The following is a 21,407-nucleotide window of genomic DNA, read 5'->3' as shown; positions in this document are numbered from 1 at the left end:
CCAACAGAACGATTACAGTCTTGTCATCCTGAGCGGCAAGCAGCGCCGCTATCATCGGATTGCAGAAAGCAGGCATGCGCGGTAAGCGCACGGGGCCTGGAACGGAAAGACCATGAAGATTCTTGTTGTGGAAGACGAGCCCAAGACGGGCGAATACCTGCGCAAAGGCCTGACCGAGTCATCCTTTGTGGTCGATGTCGCGGTGACGGGCGGAGATGGCCTGCACCAGGCCACGGAACACGAATACGACCTGATCATCCTGGATGTCATGCTGCCGGGCATGAGCGGGTGGGACGTGCTCAGGCAGCTGCGCGAGCGCAAGGACACGCCGGTCCTGTTCCTGACGGCCAGGGACGAAGTGGAAGACCGTGTCCGCGGCCTGGAGCTCGGCGGCGACGACTATCTTGCCAAACCGTTTGCCTTTGTCGAACTGCTCGCGCGGGTACGCACGCTGCTGCGGCGCGGACCGGTGCGCGAGGCCGACCGTATCGAAATCGGCGACCTGGAGATCGACGTGATCCGCCATCGCGTCACCCGGGCTGGCCAGCGCATCGACCTGACTCCGCGCGAATTCGCCCTGCTGCATTTCCTGGCCAGGCGGCATGGGGAGGTGCTCAGCCGCACGCACATTGCCTCCCAGGTGTGGGACATGAACTTCGACAGCGATACCAATGTGGTGGACGTGGCCATCCGCCGCCTGCGCGCAAAGATGGACGACCACTTCGCGCCCAAGCTGATCCACAGCGTACGCGGCATCGGCTACGTCCTCGAAATACGGCCATCGTGACACAGGCACGCTCACTGACCACGCGTCTCGCGCTGTCATTTGCGCTGATCGCAGGCTGTGCCTTTGCCGGCGTCGGCATGTACCTGTACCAGGCGCTCGCCACGCAGATTATCGAACGCGATGACGCGGAGCTGCTGCGCAAGGCGACTCGCGCGCGTGCCGAACTGGCCGAACGCGACGGCAGCGCGGCGGAGCCATTGCGCGAACTGGGCAGGGTGGTATCCGGCAATGACGAATACGGCCTGCGGGTGCGATCGCCTGACGGGACCGTGCTTTTGGCGGCTGGCGCCGATGCGGGAACCATTCCCGAGGTGGCTAGCCTTGCAGCGGGCGTGCCGATTGACGGCAATGCGATTCAGTCATGGAGCACAAGCCATGGCTACCCGGTGCGCGGTGTACTCATGCTGGCTCCGGCCGGGGCAGGATCTGGGCAGCCGCAGGTGGTGCTTTATCAGGTTGCCGCCTCGCGCCTGGCGCTGCTGCGCACCTATCGATGGAAAGTCATGATCGCAGCATGCCTGGGCGCGCTGGGTGCCGGCTTGCTTGGCTATGCCGCACTACATGCCGGTATGGCCCCACTCAGGCGGATCGCAGCCGGGACGAAGACGGTCACTTTCTCAAGCGGTGCCTTGCCTGTCGATCCGTCGGAGCTTCCAGCCGAGCTGAACGAGCTGGCGCAGGCGCTCCAGCACATGATCGAACGGCTACGTGAACGGTACGAGCGGCTGTCACAGTTCTCTGCCGATCTTGCACACGACTTTCGAACGCCGATTGGCAACCTGCTCGGGCAAACACAGGTGGCGCTCGCGAGCGACCGCTCTGCAGACGAATACCAGGCGTTGCTGGCGTCGAACATCGAGGAGTATGAGCGTCTGGCCCGCATGATCGAAAACATGCTGTTCCTGGCGCGAGCGGACAACGCACGGGTAGCTCTCAACTATGCTGACCTGGACCTGGCCGTGGAACTGGACCGGCAGGCCGACTACTTTGAGTTGCTCGCGGATTCGAGGCAGATAACCATATCCGTCGACGCACGCGGGATGGTCTTTGCTGATGCTTTCCTGCTGCGTCGAGCCATTGGCAACCTGATCTCGAATGCAGTGCGTTATTCCCCGCCAGGGGCACAGATCGGATTGTCGGCTCGCCAGCTTGAGGGCGAGGCCAGAATCGAAGTCAGCAATCCGGGGCCGGGGATTGCGGCCGAGCATCTGCCTAAGCTATTCGACCGCTTTTTCCGCGGCGATCCGGCGCGCGCCAATTCGCTTGAGTCTTCAGGCATCGGACTGGCCATCGTGAAGACCATCATGGAACTTCACCATGGCTCCGTGCAGGCCGAATCGACGCCGGGCGAAATGACCATCTTCCGACTGGTCTTTCCTGAACGCCCGGCATCTCCCTGAGCTGCTTTTTTTTAGCCTTCCGACGATTGGTGCGCGCCATCCAGGTAAGGATCGCGCGCATTGTTGTTGGCGCCATCGGTGAAAGGATCGCGTTGACGGTGCACTTGATCGGCGTTGCCCGATTCGAACGCCGTGGCGGAAGGATCGGATACCGCCGAAGCGAACTGCGCGGCGGAACCCAGCGCCGTGGCAAGCACGGCGGCAACGATGAATCGATGGGATGGCTTCATGGTGTTTCTCCTGACAGTTTCCCGGCAAGCGATTGTCTTGCCGTGGAAACGAGTCTAGGAGGGGGATACCAACCATTGACCGGCAGGCTGATGACAAATTTGTCATTAACGCGCGGCGACTTGCGTGTGATTAACGCAATTAACCGACAGGTTCCGCCTCAAACAAAAAAGCGCGCCGGAATCCGGCGCGCTCAACTTACTACCAGCACAAAGAGGGAGAGCCCCGAAGGCTCAGTACTTCCACATGACCTGCTGCAGCTGCTTGCTGTCGTTGGTCTTGGTCAGCGCCAGCGCCATCAGGATGCGCGCCTTCTGCGGAAGCTGGTCGTCGGTGACGATCCAGTCGTACTTGTCGTCCGGTTGCTCGGCGTTGCGGATCACCACACCGCTGCCGGTGCGCGAGGCACGCACGATCTGCACGCCCTTAGCGCGCGCCGCCTTCAACGGCTCGACCATGTAGTCGCCGACGCTGCCGTTGCCGGTGGCGGCATAGATGATCGCCTTGGCGCCGTTCTTCACAGCAGCGTCGACGCTGCCGGGGTTCACGTTGCCATAGGCATAGACCACCGCGACTTCAGGAAGCTTGTCGATCTTGTCGATGTCGAACTCGGTCTGCGTGGTGTGCGGGCGAGCCGGCAGCCGGTAGAACAGTGTGCGGCCTTCCACGACGTAGCCGAGCGGGCCGAACGGCGAGCGGAAGGTTTCGGTCTTGAAGGTATTGCTCTTGGTCACATCGCGGCCGGTGTGGATTTCGTCGTTCAGCACCGCCAGCGTGCCCTTGCCGCGGGACGCGGGATTGGAAGCAACCAGCACGGCGTCATACAGGTTCAGCGCGCCATCGGCACCGAGCGCCGTACCGGGACGCATCGAGCCAACCACCACTACGGGCTTGTCGCTCTTGAGCGTCAGGTTCAGGAAGTAGGCCGTTTCCTCGATGGTGTCGGTGCCATGCGTGATGACAATGCCATCAACGTCGGGCTGCTTGAGCAGTTCCGAAACACGCTTGCCCAGTTTCAGCAGGCGCTCGTTGTTGAAGCTCTCCGAACCGATCTGGAAAATCTGCTCGCCCTTGACGTTCGCGACCTTCGAGATCTCTGGCACCGAGGCAATGATCTTGTCGACCGGCACCACCGCGGACTGGTAGGCCGCCGTGTTGGTCGCCGATGCGCCGGCGCCGGCAATGGTGCCGCCCGTGCCGATGATGACGATATTGGCCTTGCGGGCTTCCGCCTGGGTCCCGGCGGGCGTTCCCGATGACGGAGCGGCCGGGGCAAGCTGAGCGTGGGCAGTACCGGTGATCAGGCTGGCGGCGAGCAGGGCGGCGGCCAGAGTCGTGGTGCGGGCGAAACGTTTCATGATTCTCCTCGGTGCAAACGGCTTGCGTGCCTTTTGGGCCGGACGCCGCCGTTTATGTTCGATTGGTGGCTGCGAGGAGGCCCGGGTTTCGGGCCATGGTCGGCAGCGGGTCGAACTATAAGGCAGGAGAAATTGCCGCGCGAGAGGGGATACGAGGGTTATGCCGATTCGGCATGACCCCGGCGAGTTGATAACTCAAATCACATAGAAATCCGCATATGCATTGCGGCGGTCCGGATGGCCGGCGGAAGTATTGCCACCGGCGGCAAGGTCAGGAGCGCGCCGGGAGGGGCCCCGGCGCTTTCCAATCAGAACGCGTCGCCCGGCACGCGCACCCAGCCTTCCATCAGCACGCGTGCGCTGCGGCTCATGATGGCCTTGGTGACGGTCCAGTCGCCGTTGGACTGGCTCGCTTCCGCACCCACGCGCAGCGTGCCCGACGGATGGCCAAAGCGCACCGCATTGCGTTCGCCGCCACCGGCCGCCAGGTTGACCAGCGTACCCGGGATGGCTGCAGCGGTGCCAATCGCCACGGCGGCCGTGCCCATCATCGCGTGGTGCAGCTTGCCCATCGACAGCGCACGCACGAGGAGGTCCACGTCGCCGGCGCCGACCGGCTTGCCGCTGGAAGCGACATAGTCCTTCGGCTTCGCGACGAAGGCGACCTTCGGCGTGTGCTGGCGCTTGGCGGCCTCATCGACGCTCTTGATCAGGCCCATGCGCACGGCGCCGTAGGCACGGATCGTCTCGAACATCGCCAGCGCCTTCGGATCGCCGTTGATGGCTTCCTGCAGTTCGGTGCCGGTGTAGCCGATGGCTTCCGCGTTGACGAAGATCGTCGGAATGCCGGCGTTGATCATGGTCGCCTTGAATGTGCCCACGCCAGGCACTTCGAGATCATCGACGAGATTGCCCGTCGGGAACATCGCACCGCCGCCGTCGCCTTCTTCGTCGGCAGCCGGGTCCATGAATTCGAGCTGGACTTCAGCGGCGGGGAAGGTCACGCCGTCGAGTTCGAAATCGCCGGTTTCCTGCACTTCACCGTTGGTGATGGGCACGTGGGCGATGATGGTCTTGCCGATGTTCGCCTGCCAGATGCGCACGACGGCCGTGCCATTCTGCGGCACGCGCGACGCATCGACGAGGCCGCCGCTGATCGCGAACGGGCCGACTGCGGCGGACAGGTTGCCGCAGTTGCCGCTCCAGTCGACGAACGGCTGGTCGATCGAGACCTGGCCGAACAGGTAGTCGACGTCGTGGTCCGGGCGGCTGCTCTTCGACACGATCACCGTCTTGCTGGTGCTCGACGTCGCAGCCCCCATGCCGTCGATCTGCTTGCCGTACGGGTCAGGGCTGCCAATCACGCGCATCAGCAGCGCGTCGCGTGCCTTGCCGGGAACCTGCGCCGTCTCGGGCAGGTCCTGCAGGCGGAAGAACACGCCCTTGCTGGTGCCACCGCGAATGTAGGTGGCGGGAATCTTGATCTGGGGTACGTGGGCCATGGAAGTCTTTGTCCTGGTCAAAACTGCAGCGGGCGGTACGTTGCCGCACCGCCCGCTTATCTCGCTACCTTAAGCAGCCGCTTTCGCGGATTCAAGGAAGTCCTGCGCGAAGCGCTGCAGCACGCCGCCGGCTTCGTAGATCGACACTTCCTCGTCGCTGTCCAGGCGGCACGTCACAGGCACTTCGATGCGCTCGCCATTGCGGCGGTGGATCACCAGCGTGAGGTCCGCACGCGGCTGGCGCTCGCCCGTCACGTCGTAGGTTTCGGTGCCGTCGAGGCCCAGCGTCAGGCGGTTCACGCCCGGCTTGAACTCAAGCGGCAGTACGCCCATGCCGATCAGGTTGGTGCGGTGGATGCGCTCGAAGCCTTCGGCCACGATCACTTCCACGCCCGCCAGACGCACGCCCTTGGCCGCCCAGTCACGCGACGAGCCCTGGCCGTAGTCGGCACCCGCCACGATGATCAGCGGCTGCTTGCGGTCCATGTAGGTCTCGATGGCTTCCCACATGCGCACGACCTTGCCTTCGGGCTCGACGCGTGCCAGCGAACCCTTCTTGACCTGGCCGTCGACCACGGCCATTTCGTTGATCAGCGTCGGGTTGGCGAACGTTGCGCGTTGCGCGGTCAGGTGGTCGCCGCGGTGGGTTGCGTAAGAGTTGAAGTCCTCCTCCGGCAGGCCCATCTTAGCCAGGTACTCACCCGCGGCGCTGTTGGCGAGGATCGCGTTCGACGGCGACAGGTGGTCGGTGGTGATGTTGTCGCCGAGCACTGCCAGCGGACGCAGGCCCTTCAGCGTGCGTTCGCCGGCCAGCGCGCCTTCCCAGTACGGCGGGCGGCGGATGTACGTGCTCTGCGCGCGCCAGTCGTACAGCGGGCTGATGGGCTCGCCGCTTTGCGCGGTGATCGCGAACATCGGCTCGTAGACCTTGCGGAACTGCTCGGGCTTCACCGACTTGGCGACGATCGCGTCGATCTCTTCGTCGGTCGGCCAGATGTCCTTCAGGTACACCGGCTTGCCTTCCTTGTCGGTGCCCAGCACGTCGCGCTCGATGTCGAAGCGCATCGTGCCGGCGATGGCGTAGGCCACCACCAGCGGCGGCGAAGCCAGGAAGGCTTGCTTGGCGTACGGGTGAATGCGGCCGTCGAAATTGCGGTTGCCCGACAGCACAGCCGTCGCGTACAGGTCGCGGTCGATGATTTCCTGCTGGATCTTCGGATCCAGCGCGCCCGACATGCCGTTGCAGGTCGTGCAGGCGAACGCGACGATGCCAAAGCCCAGTGCTTCCAGGTCCGGCAGCAGCTTCGACTCTTCCAGGTACAGCTCGACCGCCTTCGATCCCGGCGCGAGCGATGACTTGACCCACGGCTTGCGGGTCAGGCCACGCGCATTGGCATTGCGCGCGAGCAGCGCGGCGGCAATCACGTTGCGCGGGTTGCTGGTGTTGGTGCAGCTGGTGATGGCGGCGATGATCACGGCGCCATCGGGCATCAGACCTTCGGCTTCCTGCGCCTTGGCCTTGTCGAGGTCCACGGCGATGCCGCGCTCGGCCAGTGCCGAAGTCGGCAGGCGCTTGTGAGGGTTCGACGGGCCGGCCATGTTGCGGACGACGCTCGACAGGTCGAACTTCAGCACGCGCTCGTACTCGGCGTTGTTCAGCGTGTCGGCCCACAGGCCGGCGGTCTTCGCATACGTCTCGACCAGCTTGACCTGCTCGTCTTCGCGGCCGGTCAGGCGCAGGTAGTCCAGCGTCTGGTTGTCGATGAAGAACATCGCGGCCGTAGCGCCGTACTCCGGTGCCATGTTCGAGATCGTGGCGCGGTCCCCGAGCGTCAGGCTCGAGGCACCTTCGCCGCGGAATTCCAGGTATGCGCCGACGACTTTTTCCTTGCGCAGGAATTCGGTCAGTGCCAGCACGATGTCGGTGGCGGTGATGCCAGGCTGGCGCTTGCCGGTCAGCTCGACGCCGACGATGTCAGGCAGGCGCATCCACGAGGCGCGGCCCAGCATGACGTTCTCGGCTTCCAGGCCGCCCACGCCGATGGCGATCACGCCCAGCGCGTCGACGTGCGGCGTGTGGCTGTCGGTGCCCACGCAGGTGTCGGGGTAGGCCACGCCCTTGTCCGCGTGGATCACGGGCGACATCTTCTCCAGGTTGATCTGGTGCATGATGCCGTTGCCCGGCGGGATCACGTCGACGTTCTGGAAGGCCTTCTTGGTCCAGTTGATGAAGTCGAAGCGGTCCTCATTGCGGCGATCCTCGATGGCGCGGTTCTTGGCGAACGCATCCGGGTCGAAACCGCCACATTCGACGGCCAGCGAGTGGTCGACGATCAGTTGCACCGGCACCACCGGGTTGACCTTGGCGGGGTCGCCGCCCTGGTCGGCGATGGCGTCGCGCAGGCCGGCCAGGTCCACCAGCGCGGTCTGGCCAAGGATGTCATGGCATACCACGCGCGCGGGGAACCACGGGAAATCCAGTTCGCGCTTGCGCTCGATCAGCTGCTTGAGCGAATCGGTCAGCGTGGCCGGGTCGCAGCGGCGCACGAGATTCTCGGCCAGCACGCGCGACGTGTAGGGCAGCTTGTCATAGGCACCCGGCTGGATTGCCTCGACGGCTTCGCGCGCGTCAAAGAAATCCAGCTTGGTGCCCGGCAGTGGTTTGCGGTGTGCAGTGTTCATGGCGTGGGGAATTCTGGGTAATGCAGGAGCCAAGGAATACCCTGGTCCGGTATCGTGCTTCGTCCCGCTTTCGCGGGAACGAAGCACGTTTGCCGCAGGGCGCTTGTTCAGATCAGCGCTTTTCGATCGGCACGAACGTCAGGTTCTCCGGACCAGTGTAGTTGGCGCTCGGGCGGATGATCTTGTTGTCGATGCGCTGCTCGATGATATGCGCAGCCCAGCCAGAAGTGCGAGCGATCACGAACAGCGGCGTGAACATTGCGGTCGGCACGCCCATCATGTGGTAGCTCACGGCGCTGAACCAGTCCAGGTTCGGGAACATCTTCTTGATGTCCCACATCACCGTTTCCAGGCGCTCGGCGATGTCGAACATCTTCATCGAGCCGGCGTCCTTCGACAGGTTGCGCGCGGTTTCCTTGATGACCTGGTTGCGCGGGTCCGCCACGGTGTACACCGGGTGGCCGAAGCCGATCACGACTTCCTTGTTTTCCACGCGGCGGGTGATGTCGGCCTGCGCTTCGTCCGGGGTGTCGTAGCGCTTCTGGATCTCGAAGGCCACTTCATTGGCGCCGCCGTGCTTGGGGCCGCGCAGCGCGCCGATCGCGCCGCAGATGGCCGAGTGCATGTCAGAGCCCGTGCCGGCGATCACGCGGCCGGTGAAGGTCGAGGCATTGAACTCGTGCTCCGCGTACAGGATCAGCGAAGTGTGCATGGCGCGCTCCCACAGCGCGGACGGCTTCTTGCCGTGCAGCAGGTGCAGGAAGTGGGCGCCGATGGTGTCGTCGTCGGTTTCCACTTCGATGCGGCGGCCATTGTGGCTGTAGTGGTACCAGTACAGCAGCATCGAACCCAGGCTGGCCATCAGCTGGTCGGCGATGTCACGCGCGCCCGGGGTGTTGTGGTCGTCCTTCTCGGGCAGCACGGTGCCCAGCACCGACACGCCAGTGCGCATCACGTCCATCGGGTGAGCCGAGGCGGGCACGCATTCCAGCGCAGCCTTGACGTTGGCGGGCAGGCCGCGCAGCGACTTCAGCTTGGTCTTGTAGGCGGCCAGTTCGGCCTTGTTCGGCAGCTTGCCATGGACCAGCAGGTGGGCGATTTCTTCGAATTCGCAGGCGTCTGCCACGTCCAGGATGTCATAGCCGCGGTAGTGCAGGTCGTTGCCGGTACGGCCGACGGTACACAGCGCGGTATTACCGGCGGTCACGCCCGACAGGGCAACGGACTTCTTGGGCTTCGGGGTGGCGATCGCTTGTGCTTCGGACATCTGGGTCTCCTTGTGAGGTACGGGTCGACAGGTGGGTGGCCTTACTTGGCCTTGCCCTGTGCAAACAGGGCGTCGAGTTTCTGTTCGTAGGCGTGGTAGCCGATGCTTTCGTACAGTTCAGCACGGGTCTGCATGGTCTCGACCACATTCTTCTGGGTGCCGTCGCGGCGGATGGCGGTGTAGACGTTCTCGGCGGCCTTGTTCATCGCGCGGAAGGCCGACAGCGGGTACAGCACCATCGACACGCCGGAGCCGGCCAGTTCGTCGGTGGTGAACAGCGGCGTGGCGCCAAATTCGGTGATGTTGGCCAGCACGGGCACCTTCACGGCATCCACGAACTTGCGGTACATGGCCAGGTCGGTCATGGCTTCCGGGAAGATCGCGTCGGCGCCAGCCTCGACGCACGCCACGGCGCGCTCGATGGCGCTTTCCAGGCCTTCCACGGCCAGCGCGTCGGTACGCGCCATAATCACGAAGTTCTCGTCGGTACGGGCGTCAACGGCGGCCTTGATGCGGTCGACCATCTCGGTCTGCGTGACGATTTCCTTGTTCGGGCGGTGGCCGCAGCGCTTCGCGCCGACCTGGTCTTCGATGTGCATGGCACCGGCGCCGGCCTTGATCAGCGAGCGGGTGGTGCGTGCCACGTTGAAGGCCGACGAACCAAAGCCGGTGTCGACGTCGACCAGCAGCGGCACATCGCATACATCGCTGATGCGGCGCACGTCGATCAGCACGTCTTCCAGGCCCGAGATGCCCAGGTCAGGCAGGCCCAGCGAGCCCGCGGCCACGCCGCCGCCCGACAGGTAGATCGCACGGTAGCCGGCGCGCTTGGCCAGCAGGGCGTGGTTGGCGTTGATGGTGCCCACCACCTGCAGCGGGTGCTCTTCGGCCAGGGCCTGGCGGAAGCGGGCGCCAGCGGAGCGGGCCAGGTCGGATGCGGAATAGGTCATGGTTGCGGTGTCTCGTTTCAGGCAGGGAATGAACAGGGCCTTTACTGCAAGCGCTATGCCAGCCTGCGCGGCGGACTCATGGTGAGCAACTAACCTATTGATGTAATTGAAATTTTCAATGTATTAAGTCAGCGCTCCGGCTCCGTTTCATGGATTTCATCCCTGCCTTGCATTTCATTGGCGCAATTCGCATTGCATGATTGAAATTCAAGCGGCTGACGCGCACAATAGCGGCACTCTACGCCTTAAACACCATGCCACCGACCGTTTCTTCCCCCGGCCTGCCACGCATCTGGGCGCTCGGCATCAGCCGTCTGCAGCGCGCTTTCGCCGAACTGATTCCCGCCTATTCCCACCTTGCAGAGTTCCGCATCGTCGGGCGCGCCTATGACTCCGCGGCCGACGCGATCCGCCGCGAGGCGCGCGAGGGCAAGCTCGATGTCGTCGTGTCCGGCGGCTCGAATGGCGCCTACCTGCGCCAGCACGTGGATGTGCCGGTGGTGCTGGTCAAGGTTACGGGCTTCGATGTGATGAGCGCGCTCGCGACAGCGCGGCGCATCTCGCCAAATGTGGCGCTGGTGACGCATGCGTCCACCTATGCCGAAGTGGATGAATTCACGCGCGCGTTCTCGCTGTCGATTCCGGCCTACACCTATCTGACCGAAGACGATGCGACCGCCCGCGTGCAGACGCTAAAGCAGGAGGGCGTAAAGGTGGTGGTCGGCCCCGGTCTGGTGACGGACCTGGCGGACCGCCTCGGCCTGATCGGCGTCTTTCTCTATTCCGGCAACTCCGTGCGCATGGCGCTCGAGGACGCGATCGAAGCGGCCCGGCTGCGGCGCATCGAGTCCGGCCGGCGCGACTACGTCAACAACATCCTCGCGCACCTGAACGAGGGCGTGGCGGCCGTCGACGGTGAGGGGCGCATCCAGTCGTTCAACCCGGCGATGGAACGCTTTCTCGGCACGCCTGCCGCGAGCGCCGTCGGGCGCAAGCTGCAGTCGCTGTCGCCGGGGCTGTCGCTGGACGATGTGATCCAGACTGGCGCCAAGGAACTCGAAGCGATCCAGAAGGTGGGCGACCGCATGGTGGTGGTCAACCGCATCCCGCTCGCGAATGAATCCGGCACTACGGGCGCGCTGCTGACGCTGCAGGACGCGACGGCCATCCAGCGCGTGGACCGCAACCTGCGTTCGCGCAGCCGTACGCGCCTGCCCGGTGTGCGCTACAGCCTGGAGGACCTGGCCGGCACGTCGGCAGCCATGATGCACGTGCGCGAACTTGCGCGGCGCTATGCGTCGGTCGACTCCACCGTGCTGATTGGCGGCGAGAGCGGTACTGGCAAAGAGGTGCTGGCACAAGGCATGCACGACGCGAGCCCGCGCCGCGCGTTCCCGTTCGTGGCGGTCAATTGCGCCGCGTTTCCCGAAACGCTGCTGGAAAGCGAACTGTTCGGCTACGAGGAGGGAGCCTTCACCGGCGCGCGGCGCGGCGGCAAGGCTGGCCTGTTCGAGTCTGCCCACAACGGCACGCTCTTCCTCGATGAAGTCGGCGACATGCCGCCCGCTCTGCAGACGCGTTTGCTGCGCGTGCTTCAGGAAAAGCAGGTGCTGCCGATCGGCGGGCTGGAAGCTGTGCCGGTCAATGTGCGCGTGATCGCCGCCACACACAGGGACCTGGTGCAGCGCGTCAGCGAGGGGACCTTCCGGCAGGATCTTTACTACCGGCTGAATATCCTGCGCATCGAAGTGCCGCCGCTGCGCGCGCGCGCGGAGGACCTGCCTGAGCTGGCCGAACTGCTTTACCGGCGCGCGCTCGAACGGCTGGGCCTTGAGGATCACGAAGGCTTGCCGCAAGCGGCCCGCGCCCGCCTGGCGGGCTATCACTGGCCGGGCAATATCCGCGAACTGGAAAACGTGACGGAGCGCATCGCCGTGCTGGTCGCCGGCCGGCCGCTGGAACCGGCGGAATTGCTGCGCGAACTGCAGGCCGCGGTCCCGGAATTGTTTGGCGATGATCTGGGCGCCATGCCTGATGCCGCGATCTCCGTGGATGAGCCCGTACAGGAACCTATGCGCGGTGGCCGCCAGCGTCGCGTCGGCCGTTCGCTAGCCGGTGTTGCGCAGGCCAGCGAAGCCGAGCATATCCGCCGCGTGCTGGCCGAGTGCGGTGGCGACCGCAACGCGGCGTGCCACATCCTCGGGATCAGCCCGACCACGCTGTGGCGCCGGCTCCGGGCTGCCTGAGCGGCTGTATCAGGCCGGCGTCTTGCGGAACGAAATCGCGAAGCGGTTCCAGGTGTTGATGGCGGCCACCAGCAACGTAAGGTTGACCAGTTCCGCATCGTCGAAATGCGGGCGCACCGCTTCCCAGACTGCGTCGGGCACGTGATCTTGGGACACCAGCGTCACGGCCTCGGTCCATGCCAGCGCGGCGCGCTCGCGATCGGTGAAGAACGGCGTTTCGCGCCACACCGACACGGTCGCCAGGCGGCGGTCGTCTTCGCCGCCCTTGCGCGCGTCGGTCGTGTGCAGGTCGATGCAGAAGGCGCAGCCGTTGATCTGCGATGCGCGCAGGCGCACCAGTTCCACCAGCGGCTTGTCCAATCCGCTCCTGGCGATCTGTTCTTCGAGCGCCATGATGGCCTTGATGACGGCGGGGCTTGGCTTGTAGAAATCCAGACGTTGTTGCATGGCTTGCTCCAGTTCGTGTCTCGGGGTCTGTTGCGCGACGCCGGACGGCGTCGCCATGGGAACAAGAGTAGGACGCCAACTGGTTATGCAAAATGGCCGATTTTTAGGATTTTTAGGTAACCGGTTGCCGCGGGGCCGCCCTGTCGCAGCCGTCGTTCAGTCTGCGTCGCGGTGGCCGGACAGCGCATCTGCCAGTCGGCCAAGTCCGCCCTGGATTCCAGCGACGTCGATGCCACCGTAGCCGAACAACAGCGCCGGACGCGGTGCCGTGCCGGCGAACATGCCGGCGGTGCCATAAAGCCCGACCGATCTGGTGGCAGCCACCCTGATCATGGCGGCTTCATCGTGCGGGCCCCGGATCGCGGCAACCAGATGGATCCCTGCAGCCGATGGGAGCGGCGTGAACCATTGCGCCAGATCGCCGCGTAAGCGCTCCAGCAATGCGGCGCGCCGCGCGGCGTACTCCTTGTGCATGCGCCGCAGGTGCTTGGCGAAATAGCCATCGAGCATGAACTTCGCGAGCGCAATTTGCGTCATGGTGCAGCTGTGCCAGTCACTGACCTCCCTGGCCCGGCGCAGCGCGGTGCCGAGCGGCGCGGGCGGAATGACATAGCCCACGCGCAGTTCGGGAAAGATGGTCTTGGAAAAGGTGCCCACGTAAGCCACTACGCCGGCGGTGTCCAGGCTCTTGAGTGACTCCATGGGCCGGCCTTCGAAGCGGTATTCGCCATCGTAGTCGTCTTCGACCACCAGCGCGCCGTGGCGCTGAGCCCATGCCAGCAAGGCCAGCCTGCGCTCCAGGCTCATGGGCATGCCTAGCGGAAACTGGTGAGACGGCGTGACGTAGACCATCCGCGCATTCGGTGGCAGCGCGTCGACAATCAAGCCTTCCTCGTCCACCGCTACCGGCACCACGTGCGCGCCCAGCGCGGCGAAGAGGATGCGTGCAGGCGGATAGCCCGGGTCTTCCATGGCAATCACTTCGCCGGGCCGGATGGCAACCCTTGTCAACAGGTCCAGTGCCTGCTGCGCGCCCTGCGTGATGATCACCTCCTGCCAGTGGCTGCCCACGGCGCGGCTGAAGGCGAGATAGCGCGCCACGGCCAGGCGCAGCTCCTGCTCTCCTGCCGGATCGTGGTAGGCGCCGCGGCCGCGTGCTTGAACTCGCAGCGCGTGGCTCACGCAGCGGCGCCACTGGTCAAACGGAAACACGCGCTTGTCGGTGACGCCGCCGACGAAGTCATAGTCGGGCGGGGCCTCTGTGCGCGTCATTGGCAGCGCGTCGCGACCCTGTCGCGGGCGAAGTGGCCGGCTTGGTGGGCGGCGGGGCGAGCCGCGTCATGGCGTCCGCGACGAAGGTGCCATCGCCGGCGCGCGAGCGCAGATAGCCCTCGGCAATCAGCCGTTCGAACACATCGAGCGTGGTCTTGCGCGAGACGCCGAGCCGCAGCGCCAGTTCGCGCGTGGAAGGCAGGCGTTGCCCCGGCGCCAGGCGCCCGTCCATCACACCGGCGCGAAGCTGCCGATAGAGCTGGCCGGCAAGATTCTGGCGGCCGTGAATCGTCAGGTGTACATCCATGAGGCGGAGGGGCTCGCAGGAAGAATGCGCAAGGCGCGGGTTATCTGGCCGCCGGAGCGGGCGGCCAGGCGCCATGCTAGCCCGCGCGGGGCGCCATGCGCGCAAATGGCGCTGGCGTCAGCCCCTTTCCGGCGAGCCAATCCTGATTGAAGAGCCGGCCGAAGTAAAGATCGCCGCGATCGCACAGCAGCGTGACGATGGTGTGTCCCGGCCCCATCTCCCGTGCGAGCGCGACGGCGGCGGCAACGTTGATGCCGGTCGATCCGCCGAGAAACAGCCCTTCCTCGCGCAGCAGACGGTAGACCATGTTCACGCAGGCCTGGTCGTCGACCCGCACGGCGTCGTCGATCACGGTGTCCTGCAGATTCGCCGTGATGCGGCTCGAACCAATGCCCTCCGTGATCGAGTTGCCTTCGGACTTCAGTTCGCGATGCTTGACGAAGTTGTACAGGCTGCTGCCGTACGGGTCGGCCAGCACGATACGCACATGCGGGCCATGCTCCTTCAGGAAGCGCGAAATGCCCGCCAGCGAGCCCCCGGTGCCGGTGGCGCAGACGAAGGCATCGATGCGGCCGGCGGTGTCGTGCCAGATTTCCGGGCCCGTGGTTTCGTAGTGGGCCTGGCGGTTGGCGAGGTTGTCGAACTGGTTGGCCCAGATCGCGTTTGCCGTTTCCTGGGCGAGCCGGCCGGCGATCTTCTGGTAGTTGTTGGGGTCGGCGTACGGCTTTGCGGGGACGGCCCGTACCTCGGCTCCCAGCATGCGCAGGCGCTCCATTTTTTCGGGCGATTGGGTATCAGGAATGACGACGATGCAGCGGTAGCCGCGCGCCGCGCAGATGTGCGCCAGCCCGATGCCGGTGTTGCCGGCGGTGCCTTCCACGACCGTGCCGCCCGGGCGCAGCGTGCCGCGTCGTTCGGCGTCGCGGATGATGTAGAGCGCCGCGCGGTCCTTGACCGAACCGCCAGGGTTCAGGAATTCCGCCTTGCCGTAAATGTCGCACCCGGTCTCGGCGCTCAGCCCGCCGAGCCGGATCAGCGGCGTATGTCCGACCGTGCCGACAAAACCATCCCTGACATCCATGGCGCACTCCTGCCGCGCCCCGCGTGGCATGGGGCTTCATCCAGAGTGATAGACCGGGCAGCGGAGATTGACAAGACAGGTGGCGCGCAGGCGCCTGCACCTTATGCGGCGTTCAGCCAGCGGAAGCGGAAATCGCCTTCGACCAGTTCCTGTTGCGTGGCGTGGAAGTCACGCACATATTCGCGGTTCAGGTGCGATTCCAGGGCGCCGCGCGAGTCCCAGACCATGTAGACCACGAAGACGTGGGCGTCTTCGGCGTCTTGTCCGACGTGGTAGTTCAGGCAGCCGGGCTCGGTCAGCCCGCGCGTGCGCAGCGAATCGAGCTTGGTCACCAGGGCTTCCCGGCGGTTGGCCTTGGCGCGGGCGATGCCGACTAGCGTGTACGTTCTGGACATGGATGACCGGCGAGCGTCTGCGAGCGTCTGGTAAGCGTTTGGCGGGCCATTGTAGCCGCGCCCGGCACGGTCCCCGGAATGCCCGACGAGCGTGTCCGGGCATTTCCCCGCCGCTTGACAGCGGCGGCCCGGTCGGTTCCTGAAGTCACATTTTTCCTAAAGTATTGGCAGCCGATGCCGATATGGGGCGAGAACCAGCACCTTTTCCTACGGGGCATTGCATGTTGAGACGAATCAAGGCGGAGCAACTGCAGGTTGGCATGTTCGTGGCCAGACTGGGCGGACCGTGGCACGCGCGCGCTTTCCGGCGCTCGCGGTTCCTGGTCACCAGCGAGGAGCAGGTCGGCGAGATCCGGTCTTCGGGCGTCGATGAGGTCTGGATCGACATCCTCAAGGGGCGCAATGCGCCGACTCCGCAGGCGGCGACCAGTCCGTGGGAAACGCCGGAGCCGGCCCCCGCGCTGGCCACCGCCAATAGCCTGCCGGCGGAATTCGGCCTGGCGCGCGAGCTGCTGCAGTCCGGGAAATCGGTGATCGGCTCGATGTTTGCCGATGTGCGCATGGGACGCGCGCTTGAGGTCAGTGGCGCCTTGCTGCTGGTGGATTCGGCGTCGCAGTCGCTGTCGCGGCATTCGCAGGCGCTGATCGCCCTGGCGCGGCTCAAGGCGCGCGACGACTACAGCTACATGCACGCGTTCGCCGTGTGCGCGCTGATGGTGGCCGTCGGCCGCACGATGGAGCTGCCACCTGAAGAAGTACGCGATCTCGGCCTGGCAGGCCTGCTGCATGACATCGGCAAGCTGACACTTCCCGAGGCCGTGCTGCACAAGCCCACCTCGCGCAGGCCGGGCGAGGACGAGGAGATCAAGCGCCATCCGTCGGCCGGTTACCGCATCCTGAACGAGGCGCGCCTGAACGCCAACATCGTGCTCGATGTCTGCGTGCACCACCACGAGCGCGTGGACGGCCGCGGCTATCCGTTCGGGCTGGTCGGGCGGGAGCTGAGCGTCCACGCCAGGATTGCCGCGATCTGCGATACCTATGACTCGCTGACTTCCAGCCGTCCGGGGCACCAGCAATGGTCGCCGGCACGCGCCATGGAATACATGGCGGTGCGCGTCGACACGCTGTTCGACAGCCGTGTGTTCAAAGCCTTTACACGCACGGTGGGCATCTATCCGCTCGGTACCGTGCTGAGGCTGCGCTCGAACCGGCTGGCGGTGGTGTGCGCGCAGCATGAATCCGAGCCGCTGCGGCCGCGCGTGATGGCGTTCTACTCGGTGTCGGCATCGAGCGCGCTGACACCGGAAGTCATCGACCTGTCTACAAGCGACGACACCGTGGTCGCGTTCGAAGACCCGGCCGACTGGGGCTATACCGACGAACAGTTGCTGGCGATCTACGCCGGGCAGGGGCAGGCTGGCGCGGCACAGGCAGCAGCCATGGCGATGCCCGCGGCCTAGCCGTCACGGATTGCCGCCATGGCCGGGCGGGGGCTGGCCCGCACGTTTTGTACACTGTACGACTGAGTCAGCCCCCAATTCCGCCATTCATGGACTTCGATGCCCTGCCGGACCTGCTCCAGCGATACATGCCCACCCGGCCGTGGGCGCAGAACCTCGTCTACATGGCGCTCCTCGTGCTGGTCGCGACCGTGGCGCAGTGGGTGGTGGCCAGGGTGGTGTCGCGCGTTGCCCACCGGCTGCTGGTGATCGCGCGCAATGGCCACTGGAGCAGGGCGCTCATGCGTCACCGGGTGTACCGGCGCTTTGGCTATGCGGTCTGGTTTGCCATCATCACCGTGGGCGCGGGCGAGGTCCCGAATATCGGTCGCTACGCGCAGGCTGTCGAAAGGGTGACGCATGCGGGCACGTGGATCTGCATCTTCACGATGCTGGCTGGCGCTCTCGGTGCCTGGCAGGACGTCTTTGCCGGCACCAGGCGCGCGCAGACGCGGTCGATCAAGGGCTATGTGCAGGTGGGCCGCCTGGGCTTGTGGCTGGTGTGCGGCGTACTGGTGCTGTCGATCCTGATCGACCGTTCGCCGCTGTGGATGCTGTCGGGCCTGGGTGCGCTGTCGGCAATCCTGCTGCTGGTGTTCAAGGACACGCTGCTGTCGCTGGTGGCCAGCACGCAACTCACGTCGAACGACATGCTGCGCATCGGCGACTGGATCGAGATGCCGCAATGCAATGCCGACGGCTACGTCAAGGACATCGCGCTGCATACGGTCAAGGTGCAGAACTGGGACAACACCGTGACCACAGTGCCGACCTACAAGCTGTTTTCGGAGAGCTACCGCAACTATCGGCAGATGTTCGAGTCAGGCGCGCGCCGCATCAAGCGAACCTTGCGTATCGACGCCGGCAGTGTGCGCTTCCTGAGCGATGATGAAGTCCACGCGCTGATGCGCTTCCGGCTGCTGCACGACTACCTGGAACAGAAGCAGTCCGAGGTCGACGAGGCCAACCGGCTGCTGATCGAAGCCGGGAGCGACCCGGTGAACCGCCGCCGCCTGACCAATATCGGCACGTTCCGTGCCTATGGCATTGCCTACCTGAAGGCGCACCCGGAAATCCACCAGGAACTGCTGCTCAACGTGCGCATGATGGAGGCAGATTCGCAGGGCATTCCGGTCGAGGTCTACTGCTTTACGCGCCTGACCGCGTGGATGGACTACGAACGCATCCAGGGCGACATCTTCGACCACCTGCTGGCGATCCTGCCCGAGCTGAGCCTCCGCCTGTACCAGGCGCCGTCAGGCGCCGACCTGAGCGGCGTGCGCCTCAACCCCGTGCTGGCCGCAGCGCAGGTCGTGGCCGCACAGGCGGCGCCGCCCGTGCAGCTATCCACGCCGATGCGGTAGCCCTCGGCCTCGGCCTCAGCCCGCCACGCGCGGCTTGACGCACGCGGCCGCTTCCTTCGCGCGCTGGCGCGCGGTGTCCACGTCATCGGCATAGGCCAGCGCCACACCCATGCGGCGCTTGGCGAAGCTCTCCGGCTTGCCGAACAGGCGCACCTCGGTTTGCGGCACGCGCAGGGCGGCATCCACGCCGTCGAACACCACGCCCTGCGCATCCACGCCGCCGTAGATGACGGCGCTGGCGCCCGGGCTCTTCAGCGCCGTGCTGACCGGCAGTCCCAGGATGGCGCGCGCATGCAGCTCGAACTCGTTCTGCCATTGGGTCGCCATGGTGACCATGCCGGTATCGTGCGGGCGCGGGCTGACTTCGCTGAACCAGACCTGTTCGCCCTTGACGAACAGCTCCACGCCGAACAGGCCCTGGCCGCCGAGGTCCGACGTGACGGCGCGCGCAATGTGCTGCGCCGTTTGGAGCGCCGCGGGGTGCATCGGGTGCGGCTGCCAGCTTTCGACGTAGTCGCCGCTGACCTGCACGTGGCCGATCGGGGCGCAGAACTGCGTTTCGACCTTGCCGTCAGCGCCCAGTGCGCGCACCGTCAGCAGCGTGATTTCGTAATCGAAGTCGATAAAGCCTTCGACGATCACGCGGCCGTGGCTCACGCGCCCGCCCGCCATGGCGTAGTCCCAGGCCGCCTTGACGCCTTCGGGCCCGTCGATCTTGCTCTGGCCCTTGCCCGAGCTGCTCATGACCGGCTTGACCACGCACGGATAGCCAATGCCGCCATCGATCGCAGCCTGCAGTTCTTCAAGCGAATCGCAGAACTTGTACGGGCTGGTCGGCAGGCCCAGCGTTTCGGCCGCGAGCCGGCGGATGCCTTCGCGGTCCATGGTCAGGCGCGCTGCGCGCGCGGTGGGAATCACGCGCACGACGCCGGCGGCTTCCAGCGACTCGAGCATCGGTGTGGCAATGGCCTCGATCTCGGGCACGACCAGTTGCGGCTTTTCCGCTTCGATCAGTGCCTTGAGCTGCTCCGGGTCGCTCATGGCGATGGTGCGCGCATGATGAGCCACCTGCTGGCCGGGCGCGTTGTCGTAGCGGTCCACGGCAATCGTTTCGACGCCCAGCCGTTGCAGCGCAATCAGCACTTCCTTGCCGAGCTCGCCGGAGCCGAGCAGCATGACCTTGGTGGCCGAAGGGGAGAGGGGAGTTCCGATGGTGGTCATGGGCGTCGTGGCTCGTGTGGCGGGGAAAGCCCGCATTGTAGTGCAGGCCGGGACCCGTTTTCACGCGCGCGGGCTCGCCAACGCGGAGCCAGTGTCACGCCGCTGAATTCACAGCTCGAAAAGTTTCATGACGGCACAGTGTCTCCGATGGGCATCCCGCGATACATTCGGCAACACCGCATGACGCCGAACCAATCCCCGCATGAGACTTGTGCCAACATCCGCCCGAAACCTGCTGGTTGCGCTGCTGACAGCGTTGGCGCCGTCAGTATGGACGACGGCACAGGCGCAAGACGCGCCGCCCGCCATGCCGGCCGGCGCGACGCCCGAGCGCAAGCTGTCATTCTTCGATCCCGAAGACGGCATGCTCGACGCCAGCGATTTCCTGCTCAACCACAAGGGCGCGCTGCCGGTGCCGACCATCATCACCGAACCTGCGGTGGGCTACGGCTTCGGCCTCGGATTGCTGTTCTTCTCGCAGTCGATGGCGGAAGCACAGGCCAGCGCGAAGGCCTCAGGCAAAGGACCGGCGCCGCCGAACATCACCGCCGTGGGCGGCGCGTATACGGAAAACGGCACGTGGGCAGCGGGCCTCGCGCATTTCCACACCTGGGATGGCGACCGCTACCGCTATCTCGGTGCCATCGCCCAGGTGGATGCCCAGCTCGACTATTTCGGCCAGCTGAAGCAGGCGCGCGCCTATGAACTGCGCGGGACCTTCCTGGTACAGCAGTTCCTGGTCCGTCTTGGCGACACGCGGTGGTATGTCGGGCCGCGCTACGTGCTGTTCGATTCGTCGGCCACGTTCAAGTTTGGCAACGCGCAGGAGCTGGGCAGCTTCGAGAAGGACCAGCGCATCGGCAAGGGAGGCATCGTCGTCGACTATGACTCGCGCGACAACATCTTCTATCCGAGCCGCGGCAGCTATGCGGAACTCGAAGTGCAGCTGGCCCGCACAGGCTTCGGCAGCACGCAGACCTTCAATATGTACAACGCGCGCGGCTTCACATGGATACCGGTGGCGCGCACGCTGATCCTGGGCCTGCGCGCCGACACGCGTTTTTCCACCGGAGATGTTCCGTTCTACGCGCAGCCCTACGTGGATCTCCGCGGCGTCCAGAAAGGCCGCTACCAGGACCGCAACGCTGTCATGGCCGAAATGGAATTGCGCTGGGATGTCACCCCGCGCTGGTCGCTGCTCGGCTTTACAGGCACCGGCAAGGCCTACGGCCGTTGGCATGATTTCTCGGATGCCAGCAACGTTTACAGCGTCGGCGCGGGCTTTCGCTACATGATCGCCCGCAAGCTCGGCGTTTCCATGGGCATTGACGTGGCGCACAGCCAAGGGCAGAACGCTTTCTACATCCAGGTCGGCAGCGCCTGGCATTGAGCCGCATC

At 65.2% G+C, this 21,407-nt stretch carries 16 protein-coding genes and 1 pseudogene; 6 read left to right on the top strand and 11 right to left on the bottom strand.

Translation table 11 applies throughout. The features are described 5' to 3' along the window. Window positions 1–112: 112 nt before the first annotated feature. A complete protein-coding gene (locus tag K2O51_RS21835; RefSeq protein WP_011297978.1) occupies window positions 113–787 on the top strand; it encodes a heavy metal response regulator transcription factor in 675 nt (224 codons plus the stop codon). Next, the gene (locus K2O51_RS21830; protein WP_140949529.1) at window positions 784–2,187 is read left to right on the top strand and encodes a heavy metal sensor histidine kinase; all 1,404 of its coding nucleotides are present in this window, start codon (window positions 784–786) and stop codon (window positions 2,185–2,187) included. Before K2O51_RS21835 ends, K2O51_RS21830 begins: the two co-directional genes overlap by 4 nt. Window positions 2,188–2,198: 11 nt before the next feature. Here K2O51_RS21830 and K2O51_RS21825 read toward each other — a convergent pair whose 3' ends face one another. The 6 genes from K2O51_RS21825 to prpB form a co-directional block, all read right to left on the bottom strand. Next, window positions 2,199–2,417, bottom strand: coding sequence for a hypothetical protein (locus K2O51_RS21825; protein WP_011297976.1), 219 nt, complete (start codon window positions 2,415–2,417; stop codon window positions 2,199–2,201). 231 nt (window positions 2,418–2,648) lie between these two features. Further along, window positions 2,649–3,773: an asparaginase gene (locus tag K2O51_RS21820; protein WP_011297975.1), complete on the bottom strand. Its 1,125-nt coding sequence runs from the start codon at window positions 3,771–3,773 to the stop codon at window positions 2,649–2,651. A 308-nt stretch (window positions 3,774–4,081) separates the two neighbouring features. Further along, complete coding sequence (gene prpF / locus K2O51_RS21815; RefSeq protein ID WP_011297974.1) at window positions 4,082–5,275, bottom strand: 2-methylaconitate cis-trans isomerase PrpF; 1,194 nt, start codon at window positions 5,273–5,275, stop codon at window positions 4,082–4,084. A gap of 69 nt (window positions 5,276–5,344) precedes the next feature. After that, complete coding sequence (acnD, locus tag K2O51_RS21810; protein ID WP_011297973.1) at window positions 5,345–7,957, bottom strand: Fe/S-dependent 2-methylisocitrate dehydratase AcnD; 2,613 nt, start codon at window positions 7,955–7,957, stop codon at window positions 5,345–5,347. Between the two features lie 112 nt (window positions 7,958–8,069). Continuing rightward, window positions 8,070–9,224 carry a bifunctional 2-methylcitrate synthase/citrate synthase gene (prpC, locus tag K2O51_RS21805; protein WP_011297972.1) on the bottom strand — a complete coding sequence of 385 codons (1,155 nt, stop codon included), beginning with the start codon at window positions 9,222–9,224 and terminating at the stop codon, window positions 8,070–8,072. Window positions 9,225–9,265: 41 nt separating this feature from the next. Then, window positions 9,266–10,174, bottom strand: coding sequence for a methylisocitrate lyase (prpB, locus tag K2O51_RS21800; RefSeq protein WP_011297971.1), 909 nt, complete (start codon window positions 10,172–10,174; stop codon window positions 9,266–9,268). Between the two features lie 254 nt (window positions 10,175–10,428). Here prpB and prpR point away from each other — a divergent pair, with 254 nt between their 5' ends. After that, window positions 10,429–12,420, top strand: a complete 1,992-nt coding sequence (gene prpR / locus K2O51_RS21795; protein ID WP_011297970.1) for a propionate catabolism operon regulatory protein PrpR — start codon at window positions 10,429–10,431, stop codon at window positions 12,418–12,420. 9 nt (window positions 12,421–12,429) lie between these two features. Here prpR and K2O51_RS21790 read toward each other — a convergent pair whose 3' ends face one another. The 4 genes and pseudogenes from K2O51_RS21790 to K2O51_RS21775 all read right to left on the bottom strand — a co-directional run bounded on the left by K2O51_RS21790 (window position 12,430) and on the right by K2O51_RS21775 (window position 15,922). After that, window positions 12,430–12,867 (bottom strand): carboxymuconolactone decarboxylase family protein, encoded by a 438-nt coding sequence (locus K2O51_RS21790; protein ID WP_011297969.1) that lies wholly within the window; start codon window positions 12,865–12,867, stop codon window positions 12,430–12,432. Between the two features lie 156 nt (window positions 12,868–13,023). After that, window positions 13,024–14,446 (bottom strand): annotated as a pseudogene (gene pdxR / locus K2O51_RS21785) (MocR-like pyridoxine biosynthesis transcription factor PdxR). Window positions 14,447–14,522: 76 nt separating this feature from the next. After that, window positions 14,523–15,527: a cysteine synthase A gene (locus K2O51_RS21780; RefSeq protein ID WP_220630710.1), complete on the bottom strand. Its 1,005-nt coding sequence runs from the start codon at window positions 15,525–15,527 to the stop codon at window positions 14,523–14,525. A 101-nt stretch (window positions 15,528–15,628) separates the two neighbouring features. Beyond that, window positions 15,629–15,922 carry a putative quinol monooxygenase gene (locus K2O51_RS21775; RefSeq protein ID WP_011297966.1) on the bottom strand — a complete coding sequence of 98 codons (294 nt, stop codon included), beginning with the start codon at window positions 15,920–15,922 and terminating at the stop codon, window positions 15,629–15,631. Between the two features lie 221 nt (window positions 15,923–16,143). Between K2O51_RS21775 and K2O51_RS21770 the strand changes: the two genes are divergently transcribed. Both K2O51_RS21770 and K2O51_RS21765 read left to right on the top strand, forming a co-directional pair. Continuing rightward, a complete protein-coding gene (locus K2O51_RS21770; RefSeq protein WP_011297965.1) occupies window positions 16,144–17,385 on the top strand; it encodes a cyclic di-GMP phosphodiesterase in 1,242 nt (413 codons plus the stop codon). A gap of 89 nt (window positions 17,386–17,474) precedes the next feature. Further along, window positions 17,475–18,788: a mechanosensitive ion channel family protein gene (locus K2O51_RS21765; RefSeq protein ID WP_011297964.1), complete on the top strand. Its 1,314-nt coding sequence runs from the start codon at window positions 17,475–17,477 to the stop codon at window positions 18,786–18,788. A gap of 15 nt (window positions 18,789–18,803) precedes the next feature. Here the strand turns inward: K2O51_RS21765 and purT are convergent, their stop codons facing one another. Further along, window positions 18,804–20,009, bottom strand: coding sequence for a formate-dependent phosphoribosylglycinamide formyltransferase (gene purT / locus K2O51_RS21760; RefSeq protein ID WP_220630709.1), 1,206 nt, complete (start codon window positions 20,007–20,009; stop codon window positions 18,804–18,806). Window positions 20,010–20,211: 202 nt separating this feature from the next. On the opposite strand from purT, the gene K2O51_RS21755 reads away from it, so the two are divergent. Continuing rightward, complete coding sequence (locus K2O51_RS21755; RefSeq protein WP_140949526.1) at window positions 20,212–21,399, top strand: BamA/TamA family outer membrane protein; 1,188 nt, start codon at window positions 20,212–20,214, stop codon at window positions 21,397–21,399. Window positions 21,400–21,407: the final 8 nt, after the last annotated feature.

The sequence above is a fragment of the Cupriavidus pinatubonensis genome (assembly GCF_019602855.1).
Taxonomy (GTDB): Bacteria; Pseudomonadota; Gammaproteobacteria; order Burkholderiales; family Burkholderiaceae; genus Cupriavidus; species Cupriavidus pinatubonensis.
The sequence above is the reverse complement of the archived record's forward strand: the minus strand, read 5'-3'. Positions and strand labels throughout refer to the sequence as shown.

What these genes read in the sequence shown, in the direction of transcription:
- K2O51_RS21835 (WP_011297978.1), top strand. Translation starts at nt 113, where the DNA reads ATGAAGATTCTTGTTGTGGAAGACGAGCCCAAGACGGGCGAATACCTG.
- K2O51_RS21825 (WP_011297976.1), bottom strand. Translation starts at nt 2,417, where the DNA reads ATGAAGCCATCCCATCGATTCATCGTTGCCGCCGTGCTTGCCACGGCG.
- K2O51_RS21820 (WP_011297975.1), bottom strand. Translation starts at nt 3,773, where the DNA reads ATGAAACGTTTCGCCCGCACCACGACTCTGGCCGCCGCCCTGCTCGCC.
- prpF (WP_011297974.1), bottom strand. Translation starts at nt 5,275, where the DNA reads ATGGCCCACGTACCCCAGATCAAGATTCCCGCCACCTACATTCGCGGT.
- acnD (WP_011297973.1), bottom strand. Translation starts at nt 7,957, where the DNA reads ATGAACACTGCACACCGCAAACCACTGCCGGGCACCAAGCTGGATTTC.
- prpC (WP_011297972.1), bottom strand. Translation starts at nt 9,224, where the DNA reads ATGTCCGAAGCACAAGCGATCGCCACCCCGAAGCCCAAGAAGTCCGTT.
- prpB (WP_011297971.1), bottom strand. Translation starts at nt 10,174, where the DNA reads ATGACCTATTCCGCATCCGACCTGGCCCGCTCCGCTGGCGCCCGCTTC.
- prpR (WP_011297970.1), top strand. Translation starts at nt 10,429, where the DNA reads ATGCCACCGACCGTTTCTTCCCCCGGCCTGCCACGCATCTGGGCGCTC.
- K2O51_RS21790 (WP_011297969.1), bottom strand. Translation starts at nt 12,867, where the DNA reads ATGCAACAACGTCTGGATTTCTACAAGCCAAGCCCCGCCGTCATCAAG.
- K2O51_RS21780 (WP_220630710.1), bottom strand. Translation starts at nt 15,527, where the DNA reads ATGGATGTCAGGGATGGTTTTGTCGGCACGGTCGGACATACGCCGCTG.
- K2O51_RS21775 (WP_011297966.1), bottom strand. Translation starts at nt 15,922, where the DNA reads ATGTCCAGAACGTACACGCTAGTCGGCATCGCCCGCGCCAAGGCCAAC.
- K2O51_RS21770 (WP_011297965.1), top strand. Translation starts at nt 16,144, where the DNA reads ATGTTGAGACGAATCAAGGCGGAGCAACTGCAGGTTGGCATGTTCGTG.
- K2O51_RS21765 (WP_011297964.1), top strand. Translation starts at nt 17,475, where the DNA reads ATGGACTTCGATGCCCTGCCGGACCTGCTCCAGCGATACATGCCCACC.
- purT (WP_220630709.1), bottom strand. Translation starts at nt 20,009, where the DNA reads ATGACCACCATCGGAACTCCCCTCTCCCCTTCGGCCACCAAGGTCATG.
- K2O51_RS21755 (WP_140949526.1), top strand. Translation starts at nt 20,212, where the DNA reads ATGAGACTTGTGCCAACATCCGCCCGAAACCTGCTGGTTGCGCTGCTG.